Source organism: Algicella marina (assembly GCF_009931615.1).
Taxonomy (GTDB): Bacteria; Pseudomonadota; Alphaproteobacteria; order Rhodobacterales; family Rhodobacteraceae; genus Algicella; species Algicella marina.
Genome location: NZ_CP046620.1, coordinates 146341 through 162103 on the forward strand (window position 1 = coordinate 146341; position 15763 = coordinate 162103).

Genomic DNA, 15763 nt, shown 5'->3' on the forward strand with positions numbered 1-15763 from the left:
TCCGGGCCGATAGCGAGAATGGAGGCCACCTCATGATCCACAAGAACTGGCAAGAACTTATTCGGCCGACTGCACTGGACATTCGTCCGGGTGCGGACGCCATGCGGCAGGCAACTGCCGTGGCTGAACCGTTGGAGCGTGGCTTCGGCCTGACGCTCGGCAACGCGCTACGACGTGTCCTGATGAGCTCGCTGCAGGGCGCTGCCATCACATCCGTCCAGATCGACAACGTTTTGCACGAATTCTCCTCCGTGGAGGGGGTGCGTGAAGATGTTACCGATATCGTTCTGAACCTAAAGGGCGTGGCCGTTGCGATGGAAGTTGAAGGACCGAAGCGTCTTTCGATCTCCAAGACAGGCCCGGGCGTCGTTTTGGCAGGAGATATTTCGGAGTCGAACGGCATCGAAATCCTCAACAAAGACCATGTCATCTGCCATCTTGACGACGGCGCATCCCTTTACATGGAACTGACGGTCGCGAACGGAAAAGGTTACGTTGCCGCTGACAAGAGCCGCCCGGAAGACGCGCCCATCGGCCTGATTTCTGTCGATGCCCTGTTCTCGCCCGTGGTCAAGGTTTCCTACAAGGTGGAACCGACACGCGAAGGCCAGGTCCTCGATTACGACAAGCTGACGCTGAATGTCGAGACCAACGGTGCGATCTCTCCCGAGGATGCCATCGCCTATGCGGCGCGCATTCTTCAGGACCAGCTTGGCGTCTTCGTCAACTTCGATGAGCCGGAAGCGGCTGGTCGGGCGGATGAGGATGACGATCTGGAGTTCAACCCGCTCCTGCTCAAGAAAGTGGACGAGTTGGAACTTTCCGTTCGTTCCGCGAACTGCCTGAAGAACGACAACATCGTCTATATCGGGGACCTGATCCAGAAAACGGAAGCGGAAATGCTGCGCACTCCGAACTTTGGACGCAAGTCGCTGAACGAGATCAAGGAAGTGCTCTCTGGCATGTCCCTCCATCTCGGCATGGATATCGTTGACTGGCCGCCCGACAATATCGAGGAACTGGCCAAGAAGTACGAAGACCACTTCTGATTTTCGTCCTGCGCCATCCCGGGGATGGCGCAGGAGACCGACCCGGGCAATCCCGCCCCAAGGAGAGCCGGACCTACGCAGGCTGGCCCAGACAAAGTATAAAGAAGGATAGAAACCATGCGTCACGGTAACGGATACCGCAAACTGAACCGCACACACGAGCACCGCAAAGCGATGTTCGCCAACATGGTGTGCAGCCTCATTGAGCATGAGCAGATCAAGACGACCCTGCCGAAAGCCAAGGAACTGAAGCGGATCGCCGACAAGATGATCACGCTCGGCAAGCGCGGCGATCTGCATGCCCGCCGACTGGCAGGCTCACGGATCAAGCAGGATGCTGCCGTCGCAAAGTTGTTCGACGTGCTTGGCCCGCGTTATCAGGAACGCTCCGGCGGTTACGTTCGTGTGCTCAAGGCTGGTTTCCGTCACGGCGATATGGCCCCGATGGCGATCGTCGAACTGGTGGATCGTGATCATGCCGCCAAGGGCGCAGCCGACAAGGCCCGCGTTGAAGCGGAAGAAGCCGCGGAATAAATTTCGCAACCTGGAATTTTCTGGCCGCGCAAAGGAAACTTTGCGCGGCCTTTTCGTTCACACCCTACAATTGCTGCGCAGGACCGACTATTCATCAACCTATGGCTGACCTTTTTTCTCATGGCACTCAGGATGAACCGACTCGCGAGGCTGAGGCCCGGCCCCTCGCCGACAAGTTGCGCCCATCGACGCTGAGCGAGGTAATCGGCCAGGATCACATCCTTGGACCGGACAGGCCACTGGGACGAATGCTTGCGGAAAACCGATTGAGCTCCCTCATCCTCTGGGGCCCGCCGGGCGTAGGCAAAACAACAATTGCCCGACTCCTCGCTGGTGCCGGGGGGCTGCATTTTGTACAGATTTCGGCAATCTTCACCGGTGTGCCGGATCTGCGCAAGGTCTTTGAAGCGGCGCGGCTGCGCAAGGAGGCGGGGCAGGGAACGCTGCTGTTCGTGGATGAGATCCACCGTTTCAACAAGGCACAGCAGGACGGATTCCTGCCGAACATGGAAGACGGCACCATTGTTCTCGTAGGTGCGACGACCGAGAATCCTTCGTTTGAACTGAATGCTGCCCTCCTGTCGCGGGCACAGGTGCTGGTTCTCAACAGTCTTACAGAGGCGGACCTCGAGGCTCTTCTCGTCCGGGTGGAGGCGAATGCCGACTTGGCGCTACCGTTAGTGGAGGATGCCCGGCGCGCGCTGATTGAAATGGCCGACGGTGACGGGCGATCGCTGATCAATCTGGCGGAGCAGGTGCAGGCATGGACCGGGGAACCACTAGACCGCGCGGCGCTGATGAACCGACTGACACGTCGCGCCGCCAAATATGACAAGTCCGGCGATGCTCATTACAACCTGATCTCTGCGCTGCACAAATCCGTCCGGGGGTCAGACCCGGATGCGGCTTTGTACTGGTTTGCCCGTATGCTGGAGGGAGGCGAGGATCCTCGCTACCTTGCCCGACGCCTCGTGCGCATGGCGGTAGAAGACATTGGTCTCGCCGATCCGCAGGCGCAGGCGTTCTGTCTGGAAGCGTGGAACATCTACGAAAGGCTTGGAAGCCCGGAAGGTGAACTCGCATTGGCGGAGGCCGTCATTTATCTGAGCCTCGCCCCGAAATCCAATGCGGCTTATGTGGCCTACAAGGCCGCGCGTGCGCTGGCGAAAAAGAGTGGTTCCCTGCCACCTCCGAAACACATCCTGAATGCGCCGACCCAGTTGATGAAGGATGAAGGCTACGGTGCCGGATATATATATGATCATGATACTGAAGAAGGGGTATCCGGCCAGAGGTATTTCCCTGACGATATTCCGGAAGAAAACCTATACGAACCGCTGGAGCGCGGCTTCGAGCGAGAACTTAAAAAAAGGAAACAGTTTTTCTCGAAATTTAGAACGAAGTAGGATTGCCGGTACCCGGCAAGCCCCAATTTTTGGAAACAGGACACATTGACAGCAGAGAGCCCGCGGAAGCACCTGCAAATTGTATTTAAATGCGAGTTGACGGATGTCGCTGGTGCGAACGTCCATTTGTTGCTTCAGGAAGTACAAGCACGTTGCCGGCGCAATGGTCTGACCGGGTTCATCATGGCTGGGGGCAATGTGCTGGTTTCCGTGTTGGAGGGGGGCGCAGATCAGGTGATCGGCGCACTGGATGAAGTCGCCCGCGACAGGCGTCACAAAGGTGTGACGGTTTTGAGGGAATCGACAGTGTCGGGACATCGGTTCGTCAACTTTGGCGTCGGACGGATGGACGCACCGGATCAACCAAACGCCGGAGGGCAGAACTGTCTGGAGTTCGCCGAAAAGCTGGCCAGAAAGTTGCAACATGTATCCTGAAGCCGATCGCCCCTTCGTTCACCAGACCGCGGAACATGACTAAGATGCCAAGTTTTTCCAAAGACGAACAGCTTGTAGCCTTTGCCTACCGCTCCCGTGTGGCACCTGACCTCGTTGACGGTGAGATGGACGCACTTGTCAGGCAAAGCTGGCGAGCCAATATGACGCGCAGGATCACCGGAGTTTTCGGCTTTGATGGACAGGTGTTCCATCAGTATGTCGAAGGTGCGCAGGTGCATATGCTCGACCTGCTTGCATCCATCCTGTGTGATAGCCGACACAACCGCATTGAAATCACGTTGATGGCAACACCGGAGCACCGTCGATGCCGTTCGTGGGTGCTGAGCGGGTTCGAGGGCCATGTCGATGGGTTTCGGACGATTCCGGCCCATCAAAGGCAAGTGGAGCACCTGATTAGGTCGGAAGTGTTCGATTGCAACCGGTCTTTCAACGACCGGCGATGACAGAAAGTTGGAGAGTGTTGACGTCTGATGGCCTTGGTGCCATGGCAAGGCGATGAACATTTTGCTCCAAATTGCAGCCGGAGGCGCGATAGGCGCCACGTTGCGTTACCTCACGGTTTCACGGATCGCGGCGGCAATGCCGGGAGGGTTTCCTGCCGGAACGATACTGGTGAACGTGGTTGGCTCTTTCCTCATGGGCGCGATCTTCGCCGTCGCAATGACGCGGGCCGAGGGGTTACGGCCACTCTTGCCGTTCTTTGCCACTGGCCTCCTTGGTGGCTTCACTACCTTCTCCGCCTTTTCTCTTGATACCCTGCTGTTGATAGAGGAAGGGAAAATTTTGGCCGCAATGGCGTATATTACGAGTTCCGTTCTGCTTTCGCTGCTGGCGTTGGCTTGCGGACTTTGGCTCGTCAGGGGAGTGTGACATGACGCGTGTCCAAACCCTGAAGGTCGATGATGACGGCATTGATCAGCGACTGGACCGATGGCTGCGCAAACGGTTTCCGCATGTCGGCCAAGGCATGATCGAACGGGCGTGCCGCAAGGGTGAAATTCGCGTGGATGGCAAGCGCGTCAAGACATCAGCACGCCTGGAAGAGGGGCAGATGGTACGCGTGCCGCCACTTCCCGATGCTGCGGTGCAGGCTGAGGCAAAAGCGAGAAGGCCGAATGTTTCCGATAGCGATGCAAAAATGATCCGCGGGGCGGTCATCTTTAAAGATGATCATATCATTGCATTGAACAAGCCGCCGGGTCTTGCTGTTCAGGGCGGATCCGGACAAACACGGCATGTGGACGGATTGTCGGCGGCGTTGGCCTTCGAACTGGACAGCCCTCCCAAGTTGGTTCACCGGCTGGACAAGGACACATCCGGCTTGCTGATTCTGGCTCGTACCGGCAGGGCGGCCGCCGGACTGGCCAAGGCCTTTCAGTCCCGTGAAACAAAGAAAATCTACTGGGCCGTTGTGGCAGGCGTACCGCGGCCATCTGAGGGCACGGTTCAGACTGGTCTTGTGAAAGCACCGGGGCATGGCCCGCATGGAGCTGGCGAGAAGATGGTTTCCGTTCATCCAAGCGAGATCGGCGATGTGCCTGGGGCCAAACGAGCCACGAGCGATTATAAACTGATTTCTGCCGCCGCCCGTCGCGCCGCCTGGGTCGCGCTTTCGCCAATTACCGGCCGCACCCACCAATTACGTGTTCACATGGCCGAAATCGGCACACCGATTGTGGGGGATGGCAAGTACGGTACCAACAGTCAGACGAATGAAGGTGATGGCTGGGGAGCACAGCTTGGAGGCGATATCAGCCGAAAGTTGCATTTGCATGCACGGACGCTGATCCTCAAGCATCCTGTCACCGGCAAAATACTGACGCTGACGGCGGCGCTACCCGAGCACATGGCGCGCACCTGGACCTTTTTTGGGTGGCAAGAGTCCGAAGCGGCAACAAATCCCTTTGAAGAGGATGCCTATTGAGATGGGCGAGTGGCAGCTAAAGCGGTTCTGGAAGGATGTGTCAGTTCTGGAAAAGCCGGAAGGTTTTGCTCTGACACTTGACGGCAAACCGGTGATGACACCTTTCAAGTCCGCGTTAACATTTCCAACGCGTGCTCTGGCTGATGCTGCGGCGTCGGAATGGGAGGCCCAGCAGGACAAGGTGCAACCGGACGCGATGCCGATTACACGGGCGGGCAACTCGGCAATTGACAAGGTCGCACCGCAGCGTCCTGCCGTCGAAGAGATGTTGCTCGAATATGCGGAAACCGATCTCGTCTGCTATCGCGCCGAGACGCCGCAGGATCTTGTCGCGCGCCAGACCGAGTTGTGGGACCCGTGCCTCGACTGGATCGAGGATCACCTCGGCGTGCGAATGCTGGCGGTAACCGGTGTAATGTACTTTCCCCAGCCCGGACAGGTAAGACCGGCTTTCGAGAGGCAACTTGCGCAGTACTCGGACTTCGAATTGACGGCACTGCATGATCTGGTGGTCTTGCCGGGGTCACTCGTCCTGGGTCTTGCCGTCGCAGAAGATCATCTGGCGCCGGCGGAGGCCTGGACGCTGGCTAGGCTGGATGAGGAATGGCAATCGGAGTTCTGGGGCAAGGACGCTGAGGCAGAGGCGAAGGCAATGTCGCGGTTCCGGGACTTCGAGGCAGCTGCAACCTTCCTTCGACTGTGCAGATCAGAGAACACGCGATGAAATTTGTCGAGGCAGCTGCCGATCTGCTTTCTCCGAGCGAAATGCTGTCGATGAGCGGCCTTGAGTTCATAACCGGAATTCTGGACGGCCGCTATCCGGCACCGCCCATTTGCCGTACGCTCAACTACCAAATGGTCGAGGCGGAAACCGGCAAGGTCGTGTTTCGGGGGACGCCCAACTTCGGATCTCTCAATCCGCTTGGCACCGTTCACGGCGGTTGGTTCGGGACATTACTGGACAGTTGCATGGCCTGCGCCGTTCAGACTCATTTGCCCACTGGAAGCGCCTACACAACGCTAGAGTACAAGATCAACATCCTGCGTCCGTTGTTGCATGATGATGAAGATGTACTGGCGATCGGAACGTCAGTTCATGTAGGGCGCAAAACAGGTGTTGCGGAGGGCAGAATCGTCGGCACAGAAGACGGTCGAACTTACGCAACAGGTTCAACTACCTGCATTATTTTGGATTCTTGAACCGCACTGCCACAATTTCTATCATTGCAGTGTTTTGAGTGTCCAGTCTTACGGTAAATGGCTTTTGCTGTACATCAAATGTGCATTGTTTCCTTGACCTTTGCGCCTCAATTCTCATTGATAGGGCCCAAGCTTGGGCCAAAGCCCGGCTGAGTTGTCAAACATGAAGGCCGCGCCGGGTTTAAAGGTGGGCCGCAACAGGAAGAGGTACCTATGAAAACGACGGTCTTTTATGGCACGCTGGCAGCCGCAGGGCTCGCCGCCGGACTGGCATCCGCTGCCACGGTAGACGACGTTAAGGCAAACGGAGTACTGAAGTGCGGTGTGACGACCGGTCTTGTAGGTTTCGCCGCACCCGATGCGAACGGCAACTGGGAAGGTTTCGACGTCGCTGTGTGCCGCGCCGTTGCTGCGGCCGTTCTGGGTGACCCGCAGGCGGTAGAATTCGTACCCACCACGGGTAAAACCCGCTTTACGGCCCTTGCGTCGGGCGAGGTCGATCTTCTGGCCCGCAACACGACGTGGACGTTCAGCCGCGATGTCGACCTGAAGTTCACTTTCGTCGGTGTCAACTACTACGACGGACAGGGCTTCATGGTCCGCAAGGATCTGGGCGTTTCTTCCGCCAAGGAACTCGATGGCGCGACCGTCTGCATCCAGACCGGTACGACGACCGAGCTTAACCTCGCGGACTACTTCCGTGCCAACAACATCTCCTATGAGCCGGTTCCCATCGAAACCAACGCCGAGGCGCAGCAGCAGTATCTTGCAGGTGCATGTGACGTGTACACGACGGACGCATCCGGTTTGGCCGCGACGCGCGCGACATTCGAGGATGCGGATGCGCACACGCTTCTGCCGGAAATCATCTCCAAGGAGCCGCTCGGCCCGCTTGTACGCCACGGGGATGACCAGTGGGCGGATATTGCACGCTGGACGCTCAATGCGCTCATCACTGCCGAAGAGCTGGGTGTGACATCAACCAACCTCGAAGAGATGGCCAAAGGCACCAATAATCCGGAGGTCAACCGCCTTCTGGGTACAGAGGGTGATCTTGGCGCGATGATCGGACTCGAAGCCGATTGGGCCAAGAACGCAATTGCTGCTGCCGGCAACTACGGCGAGATTTTCGCCGCAAATATTGGCGAGAGCACACCCATCGGTCTCGCACGTGGTCTGAACGCACAATGGACGCAGGGCGGTCTGCTCTACTCCCCACCGTTCCGTTAATCGGACAACCTGAGGGCGCCATTCGGCGCCCTCAGTGTATTTTGGCGCAGACCAAACCACCTTTTGCGATTGGCAGGACCGGATGAACCGGGCCGCAGGGAGATCGGCAAGGGGGACCAACAACAGAGAGAGGTGCGGGTATGGCCGCGATAAGTGACGAGTCGGAGCCGACTTTCCGTCTGAGCATGCTTATATACGATACGCGGTATCGTTCGCTCACAATCCAAGCAGTAGCATTACTTGGCTTTTTACTGGGAATAGGCTGGCTGATCAGCAACGCTGCGCAGAATTTGGCAGATCTCGGTAAGCCGCTTGGCTTTGGTTTCCTCGCCAATCCGGCCGGTTATGATATCAACCAGCGCCTGATCGAATACAACAGCCAGTCATCGCATGCTCGGGCGGCACTAGTCGGGCTGTTGAATACTTTGCTTGTAGCGGTCCTCGGGTGCATCCTGGCAACCGTTATTGGCGTCGTGGTGGGTGTACTTCGCCTTTCAAAGAATTGGCTGATCGCAAAGGTCATGACTGTATATGTCGAGACCTTCCGGAACGTTCCCGTTCTCCTTTGGATCGTCTTTGCCATGGCGATCTTTATCGAGACACTGCCGCAGCCGCGAGACTTCAGGGGAGATGACCCTGCCGCCTCCATGTGGTTGTGGGACAGCGTGGCCTTCACAAACCGTGGTTTCTACATCCCGATGCCTCAGTTCGGCGCGGGTTCGATCGTTGTCGTAGTGGGGTTCCTCGCTTCGCTTGTGGGTATCTGGGCGTACCGACGCTATGCACGGAAGAAGCAGGAAGCGACCGGTGAGATCTCACCAGTGTTCTGGGTGAGTGTCGGCCTTTTCTTCGTTCCGGCAATCCTGCTGCAACTGATCATGGGCAGCCCGATCACGCTCCAGTATCCGGAACTTGCCGGCTTCAACTTCCGCGGCGGTATTTACATGCGCAATTCCCTGATCGCACTTTGGCTGGCGCTCAGCTTCTACACTGCGGCATTCATCGCCGAAATCGTCCGGGCGGGCATCCTGTCCGTTTCCAAGGGGCAAACGGAAGCGGCTTCCGCGCTGGGCATTCGCCCGTCACGAACGATGCGTCTTGTAATCCTGCCTCAGGCCCTGCGCGTTATCATTCCGCCGCTGATCTCCAACTACCTGAACCTGACCAAGAACTCCTCGCTCGCAATTGCGGTTGGCTACATGGACATCACCGGGACCTTGGGGGGCATCACGCTCAACCAGACGGGAAGGGAAATGGAGACATTGCTGCTGCTGATGCTCTGCTATCTCTGCATCTCGCTGACCGTGAGCTTCATCATGAACTGGTACAACGAATCCATAAAGCTGAGGGAGCGGTGAAATGAGCGACACGCAACAACACAAGATCGCTTCCTTCGTACGCAAGGACATGCTGCCGCCCAGCAACGCGCCAGCCGGAAACGTTGGCTTCGTCAGGTGGGTCAGGGAGAACCTTTTCAGCGGGCCATTCAACACCATTCTGACCGTCGTTCTGCTGTTCTGTATCTGGTACGTTGTCAGCGGGTTTCTTGGCTGGGCTCTGAGGTCGGCCTGGTATGCGGAGTCCCTTACCGAGTGCCGTGAGATCATAGCGGCCCGATATGGGGAAGGTACGCACGGTGCCTGCTGGGCCGTCATTCGCGACCGGTTCCTGCAACTGCTTTACGGGTTTTATCCCAGTGAGCTGTACTGGCGCATCAACCTGTCCTTCGTTCTGTTGCTCGTAGCGCTCGCGCCTATCCTTTTCACGGCCATACCCAGAAAAATGCTCTGGTTTTCAGCTATTTATCCTTTCCTGGGCTACTGGCTGCTCTGGGGTGGGTCCATTTGGGGGCCGGTGATGGTTGTCGCAGGTTTCGCGTTGGGCGGCCTGGCTTTCAAATATGTCGGCGATGCTTTCGGGGCATTGCTCGGCACAATTGCTGCGGCGGCGGTACCGATAATCTGGTGGCTTCTGCTTGCAGGGCCGGTTGCCGGAGCTATCGATGGCCTGATCCCAATCGGAATTACCGAAGTCGAGAGTTCCAAGTTCGGGGGCTTCTCCCTGTCGGTCATTATTGGGGTGTCCGGTATTGTCTGTTCGCTGCCGCTGGGCATTCTGCTTGCGCTTGGCAGACAGTCGAACCTGTTTATTGTCCGGTCAATTTGCATCGGATATATTGAGTTCATCCGGGGCGTGCCGTTGATCACCCTGTTGTTCGTGGCATCGACACTACTGAACTACTTCATGCCGCCCGGCACCAACTTCGACATTATTCTGCGCGTTGTCATCATGGTGACGCTTTTCGCTTCCGCTTACATGGCGGAGGTGATCAGGGGCGGGCTGGCGGCCCTGCCGAAGGGGCAGTATGAAGGTGCGGACAGCCTGGGGCTGAACTACTGGCAGGCGCAGCGGTTGATCGTCATGCCGCAGGCACTGAAGATCTCGATTCCGAACATCGTTTCAACCTTCATCGGTTTGTTCAAGGATACCGTGCTCGTGTCGATCATCGGTCTGCTCGACCCGCTCGGCCTTTCCAATGCGATCCGGGCAGATGCGGCGTGGAACGGCATCGTGTGGGAGCTTTACGCTTTCATCGCGTTCATGTTCTTCATCTTCTGCTTTTCGATGTCCAGATACTCCATCTATCTGGAAAACAAACTGAAAACCGATCACCGCTGACAGGAGTGATGCATATGCAAGACGCCGCAATCGACACGACCAATATGGCGGTCTCCGACAAGGTGGCCATCCAGATTACCAATATGAACAAGTGGTACGGGCAGTTTCACGTGCTGCGGGATATTGATCTTACGGTTTATGAGGGGGAGCGGATCGTCGTCTGTGGGCCCTCCGGATCAGGTAAATCGACATTGATCCGCTGTATAAACCGGCTGGAAGAACATCAGAAGGGCAAGATTATTGTCGATGGAACTGAATTGAGTTCCGACCTGAAGAATATCGACAAAATTCGCTCTGAAGTTGGGATGTGTTTTCAGCATTTCAATCTGTTCCCGCACCTGACTATTCTGGAAAACTGCACGCTGGCACCTATTTGGGTGCGCAAGGTTCCGAAGAGGGAAGCCGAAGAAACGGCGATGCATTACCTGGAGAAGGTGAAGATCCCCGATCAGGCCAACAAGTACCCGGGGCAACTTTCCGGCGGGCAGCAGCAGCGCGTGGCTATTGCGCGGTCACTGTGCATGAAACCGAGGATCATGCTGTTCGATGAGCCGACATCGGCGCTCGATCCGGAGATGATCAAGGAAGTTCTGGATACGATGATCGAACTGGCACAGGAAGGTATGACCATGATCTGCGTAACCCATGAAATGGGCTTTGCGCGCAAGGTCGCGAACCGCGTGATCTTCATGGATCAGGGCCAGATTGTTGAGCAGAACGAGCCGGAAGAGTTCTTCAACAACCCTCAGAGTGACCGGACGAAACTGTTCCTGAGCCAGATCCTCGGACACTGACGGCAGCCGCCACTCCCGATGAAAAACCGGCCTTTGGGCCGGTTTTTTTGTTTCAGGGCAGGTTTCGGGGGACCTGGTAGGCGACGAGGCGGCAGTTTTCCGGCTCAAGTAAAGCCCAAGTATCCGCGAAGCTTTCTATAATAACGCAGGCACCGGTGGGAAACGGCTTCAGAATATGGGTTTGGTATGGGTTTGGTATGGTTTCGGTATGGCTATCGGCATCATTTTCGGACCACCGTGAAAACCCGTTGGTCAGCCTTGCTGCCGTATTGCCGATGCCGGGATTGTGGCCAAGGACGAGGAGGCTGCCGAGCGCGTCATCCTGCGCCTGAATGAGTGCCAGAATGGACCTTTCGGTGGCGAGGTAGAGTTCGGACCGGAAAGAGGTTTCCACGCCCTGCCAGTTTACCTTTTCCCAGGTTTCGCGGGTTCGGGCAGCATCGGAGACAAGGGCGAGATCCGGTTTCGGTGCTTCGGCGGCAAGATAGTGACCGACAGCGGCGGCGGCCTTGCGGCCGCGGTGGTTGAGCGGCCGCTCGTGATCCGGGGCACCGCGCTTCCAATCCGACTTGGTGTGGCGAAGAAGGATGAGGCGCTTCATGACCCGCCCCCCACGAAGGCATCCATATGGAAGGCGGATTGGTCGGGCAGGCGCAGATTCGCGCCGACGGGACAGGCGCGGCGGACAAGGCAGCCGGATCGGCAGGCCACGCCCTCCGGGCTGCGGATGTGGGCCTTGCAGGCGGGCACGTTGTAGCCTTCCGATGTGAGGGCGCCGACCGGGCAGGCCGTGCGGCATGGCTGGTGACACTCCGGGCAGGGCGATCGAGCCGGCGGAATTGAGTTGCGTACCTCAAAAAAACGCATCGCTGCGCGGAAAGACACGAAGAGTCCGTGCTCCGCATGGACCAGCAGGTTGACCGGCGACGAGAAGACCCGGCCTGTGGACAGCGCCCAGTCAAGGAAGGGGTGCCACGGTGGACCACCGAACGGAAAGAGGGCGACTGCTCCGTTCCGGATGGCGATGGCGGTGAGCACGCGGGTGGACCAGCGATCCAGCGGATCGGGCTGGCCATCGGCGTACTCGGGACTGGCCGTGAACCGACGCCAGAACGCTGGCCCGGCTGGCCCGATGAGGGCCATGGTGCCGGGGGAGGCGAATGTGCCGAGGATCATCAGACCCTCCTTTTCAAGTTCTTTTTCCAAATTCATTTCTTAAAAGGCAAAAGCAGGGACCAGATAAAACGCGTCGGCCGGGTATCCTGCCATTCGAGACCGATGGTCATGGCATCGTGCCCGGCGCGGGGTTGGGCAATGTAGGTTCCGAACAGTCTATCCCAAATTGAGAGGGAAAACCCGTAATTACTGTCGTGTTCGGACCTGTGTATGCTGTGGTGGACACGGTGCATGTCCGGTGTGACCAGAATCCGGCGCAGGGCGGCATCGGCTGACGGCGACAGTTTCACGTTTGCGTGATTGAACATCGCCATGCCGTTGAGCAGGATTTCGAACAGGATGACGGCGATGGCGGAGGCGCCGAGCAGATAGACGGCGCCGATCTTGACGAGCATGGACAGGCCGATCTCCACCGGGTGGAAACGGATGGCGGTGGTGACGTCGAGGTCGGGATCGGCGTGGTGGACGCGGTGCAGGCGCCAGAGCAGAGGCACCTTGTGGGTGACGAGGTGCTGCGCCCAGATGACCAGATCGAGGATCAGGACGGCGAACAGGATTTCAAGCCAACCGGGCAGAAGCAAGTGGTTGAAAAGCCCCCAGTTTCGTGCGCCGGCATCCACGGCCGCGCCGACGGCCAGCAGTGGCATGGCGACGGCGAACAGCCGTAGCAGGACGGTATCGGCCAGCACGATGCCCCAGTTGGTGACCCAGCGGCCGCGGCGCGGATAGGTGCGGGCCCGGCGGGGTGCAAGCGCCTCCGCCGTCGCGAGGGCCGCGAAGAGGCCGAGGAAGACGGCGAGTCGGATCAGGGCTTCGTGCTGCATGGGGGTATGGTCACGTTTGCGGTTGGGGCGTCAACCGCCGGTAGAGCGGCATTGTCGCATTGCGGCAGCCACTGCATCAAAAGCCGGGCGTCGACACGCAAGAAGCGTGTCCGGGCCGTGACTCGTGACATGTCAGCTGTGGGTGTGATCCAGCGACGTCAGGTAGTGGGAGAGGGAGCGGTCGGCGCGAACCGGATATTCACCGCCCGGTTCCGCCATTGCGGTGATGCGGTCGAGCCGGAAATTGCGGTAGTCTTCCCGCGTTTCGCACCATGCCAGCAGCGTCCAGCGACCCGTCCAGCCCATCAGACCGAGGGGCCAGACGGTGCGGGAGGTACAGGCACCGGTGGCATCTTCATAGGCGAGGGTGAGCTTGCGGCGGGCGAAGATCGCTTCCCGCAGTTGCTGGTGAGTGATCCGCAGTGGCGTATCGCGCGAAAGCAACGGGATGCGGTAGGGCTGTTCATCGAGTGCCTTCAGCGCGGCATCGTCAAGAATGGCGCGGATCTTGGTTTCAGCGCTTTCGGCGGCAGCGGCCATGCCGGGATCGGTGAAGGCGCGGACCATGGCCGCACCCGTGAGCAGCGCGAGGGTTTCGGCGCGGGTGAACATGATGGGCGGCAGTTCAAAGCCGGGATCGAGGCGGTAGCCCACCCCGGCCTCGCCGGTGATGGGCACGCCGGAGGCCTGCAGATCCGCGACGTCGCGGTAGACGGTGCGGGGGCTGACCTCCAGCGCTTCGGCAAGGGCGGCGCCGGTGACCGCCAGACGGCGGCCCCGGAGTTCCGCGATCAGGCGGAACAGGCGATCCGCCCTGCGGCTCAAGCCGCCGCCAGCCTTTCGGCGAGAAAGGAGTGAACGATGGCTTCGTGGGCCATCTTCACGCTGCCGCCCTCGATGAGGGAAAGATAGGGGGCGTTTGCCGGAGACTTGGGGAAGGCTTCGGCGGCAGCTTCGGCATCGGCGCGGCTGGCCCAGTAGACCGAATGAGCGAAGGTGTAACCTTCGCGGGAGACGGAACTGTAGTTGAAGCCGGGTTGCTGCATCAGCCATTGCTGCGACGTATCCAGCGCGGCGGCGAGATCCGTCTCCGAGGTGCCGGCGACGAGGGTGAAGGTTACGCGTTCGAGACATTCGTGCATCTGAGTGCTCCTGTTGAAGGGCCGGGAGTGGCCCTGATGCATCTCTAGCGCCGGGCTGCTGACAGCATACTGTCAGCAGTGCGCCGGCCGGGGAAAATACTTTCGAAACCTGCGGTCACAAATCTGTTTCCGAAGACTGCCATCGTTTCCGCGCAACTGAGCGATGGGGGATACCTGATGGTTGATACGGATCCGATGCGCGCTGACACGGAGATGCTGGAAACCAGCCACCGTGGCAGCTGGATGGAATGGGTGGCGGTGGCCGCGCTTGTGTACCTGCTGATTTCGGCGGTGAGCGTGATCGGCACGGGCTTCAAGACGGCGACGGGCGGCCATGCGGAGGAGTTGTTCGCCTTCGCGACCAACCCGTTTGCCGGGCTGGTGGTGGGGACGGTGGCGACGGCGCTGATCCAGTCCTCCTCCACCGTCACGTCGATCATTGTCGGGCTGGTCGCCGGTGGACTTCCGGTGGAAGTGGCGGTGCCGATGGTGATGGGGGCCAACATCGGCACCTCGATCACCAACACGATCGTTTCCCTTGGCCATGTGCGGGAGAAGAAGGAATTCGCGCGGGCGTTTTCCGCCGCGACCGTGCATGATTTCTTCAACCTGTTTTCGGTGGTGATCTTCCTGCCCTTGGAGATCATGTTCGGCTTGCTGGAAGGGCTCGGCAAGGCGATGGCATCTGTCTTCGCTGTCGAGGACGCTTCCATGGGCGGGCTGAACTTCGTCAAAGCGGCGACGGCGCCGGTGGTGGACCTGATCAAGGGCATTGCCCATACAATGGGCGACACGATGGGCGGGATCTTCATGATCGTGCTGGGCGTGGCCCTGATCTTCCTGTCGATTCACTTCATCGGCAAGCTGCTGAAGCAACTGATGGTCGGCAAGGCGCGGGAGATCATGCACACGGCCATTGGCAAGGGCCCGGTTTCCGGCATTGCCTCCGGCACGCTGGTGACGGTGCTGGTTCAGTCCTCCTCCACCACCACATCGCTGATGGTGCCGCTGGCCGGTTCGGGTGCATTCGGGCTGAAGCAGATCTACCCGTTCACACTGGGGGCCAACATTGGCACCTGCATCACCGCGCTGCTGGCGGCGACGGCGGTGGATGGCAACACGGTGGCGGCCCTGCAGATCGCCTTCATCCACCTAACCTACAACGTGCTGGGTGTGCTGGTGATCTTCGGATTGCCGTTCCTGCGCTACCTGCCGGTGCGGGCGGCGGAATGGCTGGGGCTGACGGCGGCGGAGAACAAGTTCATCGCCCTCGCCTATATACTGGGTGTGTTCTTCGTGATTCCGGGGCTGTGCCTCGGGGTGACGGCTCTGATCTGATGGAGGATACG

At 58.9% G+C, this 15763-nt stretch carries 19 protein-coding genes; 14 read left to right on the forward strand and 5 right to left on the reverse strand.

Annotated elements, in window-relative coordinates:
- Positions 1-32: 32 nt before the first annotated feature.
- From GO499_RS00820 to GO499_RS00880, 13 genes are all read left to right on the forward strand, one after another.
- Complete coding sequence (locus GO499_RS00820; RefSeq protein WP_161860392.1) at positions 33-1049, forward strand: DNA-directed RNA polymerase subunit alpha; 1017 nt, start codon at positions 33-35, stop codon at positions 1047-1049.
- Positions 1050-1166: 117 nt separating this feature from the next.
- A complete protein-coding gene (gene rplQ / locus GO499_RS00825; protein WP_161860393.1) occupies positions 1167-1583 on the forward strand; it encodes a 50S ribosomal protein L17 in 417 nt (138 codons plus the stop codon).
- 101 nt (positions 1584-1684) lie between these two features.
- Complete coding sequence (locus GO499_RS00830) at positions 1685-2989, forward strand: replication-associated recombination protein A (protein ID WP_161860394.1); 1305 nt, start codon at positions 1685-1687, stop codon at positions 2987-2989.
- Between the two features lie 129 nt (positions 2990-3118).
- The gene (locus GO499_RS00835; RefSeq protein ID WP_284155006.1) at positions 3119-3424 is read left to right on the forward strand and encodes a BLUF domain-containing protein; all 306 of its coding nucleotides are present in this window, start codon (positions 3119-3121) and stop codon (positions 3422-3424) included.
- A gap of 35 nt (positions 3425-3459) precedes the next feature.
- Positions 3460-3888 carry a BLUF domain-containing protein gene (locus GO499_RS00840; RefSeq protein ID WP_284154840.1) on the forward strand — a complete coding sequence of 143 codons (429 nt, stop codon included), beginning with the start codon at positions 3460-3462 and terminating at the stop codon, positions 3886-3888.
- Between the two features lie 52 nt (positions 3889-3940).
- Positions 3941-4315 carry a fluoride efflux transporter CrcB gene (crcB, locus tag GO499_RS00845; protein WP_161860397.1) on the forward strand — a complete coding sequence of 125 codons (375 nt, stop codon included), beginning with the start codon at positions 3941-3943 and terminating at the stop codon, positions 4313-4315.
- Between the two features lies 1 nt (position 4316).
- Positions 4317-5369, forward strand: coding sequence for an RluA family pseudouridine synthase (locus GO499_RS00850; RefSeq protein ID WP_161860398.1), 1053 nt, complete (start codon positions 4317-4319; stop codon positions 5367-5369).
- 1 nt (position 5370) lies between these two features.
- Entirely contained in the window at positions 5371-6093 is a 723-nt protein-coding gene (locus GO499_RS00855; protein WP_161860399.1) for an ATP12 family chaperone protein, read from the forward strand.
- Entirely contained in the window at positions 6090-6569 is a 480-nt protein-coding gene (locus GO499_RS00860) for a PaaI family thioesterase (RefSeq protein WP_161860400.1), read from the forward strand. Before GO499_RS00855 ends, GO499_RS00860 begins: the two co-directional genes overlap by 4 nt.
- Positions 6570-6782: 213 nt before the next feature.
- The gene (locus GO499_RS00865; protein WP_161860401.1) at positions 6783-7799 is read left to right on the forward strand and encodes an amino acid ABC transporter substrate-binding protein; all 1017 of its coding nucleotides are present in this window, start codon (positions 6783-6785) and stop codon (positions 7797-7799) included.
- 140 nt (positions 7800-7939) lie between these two features.
- The gene (locus tag GO499_RS00870; protein WP_161860402.1) at positions 7940-9157 is read left to right on the forward strand and encodes an amino acid ABC transporter permease; all 1218 of its coding nucleotides are present in this window, start codon (positions 7940-7942) and stop codon (positions 9155-9157) included.
- 1 nt (position 9158) lies between these two features.
- The gene (locus tag GO499_RS00875; protein ID WP_161860403.1) at positions 9159-10478 is read left to right on the forward strand and encodes an amino acid ABC transporter permease; all 1320 of its coding nucleotides are present in this window, start codon (positions 9159-9161) and stop codon (positions 10476-10478) included.
- Between the two features lie 14 nt (positions 10479-10492).
- Positions 10493-11272 carry an amino acid ABC transporter ATP-binding protein gene (locus tag GO499_RS00880; protein WP_284154841.1) on the forward strand — a complete coding sequence of 260 codons (780 nt, stop codon included), beginning with the start codon at positions 10493-10495 and terminating at the stop codon, positions 11270-11272.
- 52 nt (positions 11273-11324) lie between these two features.
- Here the strand turns inward: GO499_RS00880 and GO499_RS00885 are convergent, their stop codons facing one another.
- The 5 genes from GO499_RS00885 to GO499_RS19605 form a co-directional block, all read right to left on the reverse strand.
- A complete protein-coding gene (locus tag GO499_RS00885; protein ID WP_161860404.1) occupies positions 11325-11873 on the reverse strand; it encodes a SixA phosphatase family protein in 549 nt (182 codons plus the stop codon).
- A complete protein-coding gene (locus tag GO499_RS00890) occupies positions 11870-12448 on the reverse strand; it encodes a ferredoxin (protein ID WP_284154842.1) in 579 nt (192 codons plus the stop codon). The genes GO499_RS00885 and GO499_RS00890 overlap by 4 nt, the downstream gene beginning before the upstream one ends.
- 32 nt (positions 12449-12480) lie before the next feature.
- Positions 12481-13272, reverse strand: coding sequence for a sterol desaturase family protein (locus GO499_RS00895; protein ID WP_161860406.1), 792 nt, complete (start codon positions 13270-13272; stop codon positions 12481-12483).
- Between the two features lie 132 nt (positions 13273-13404).
- The gene (locus GO499_RS00900; protein ID WP_284154843.1) at positions 13405-14097 is read right to left on the reverse strand and encodes a helix-turn-helix transcriptional regulator; all 693 of its coding nucleotides are present in this window, start codon (positions 14095-14097) and stop codon (positions 13405-13407) included.
- A complete protein-coding gene (locus GO499_RS19605; RefSeq protein ID WP_284154844.1) occupies positions 14094-14414 on the reverse strand; it encodes a hypothetical protein in 321 nt (106 codons plus the stop codon). Before GO499_RS19605 ends, GO499_RS00900 begins: the two co-directional genes overlap by 4 nt.
- A gap of 177 nt (positions 14415-14591) precedes the next feature.
- Between GO499_RS19605 and GO499_RS00910 the strand changes: the two genes are divergently transcribed.
- Complete coding sequence (locus GO499_RS00910; protein ID WP_161860409.1) at positions 14592-15752, forward strand: Na/Pi symporter; 1161 nt, start codon at positions 14592-14594, stop codon at positions 15750-15752.
- Positions 15753-15763: the final 11 nt, after the last annotated feature.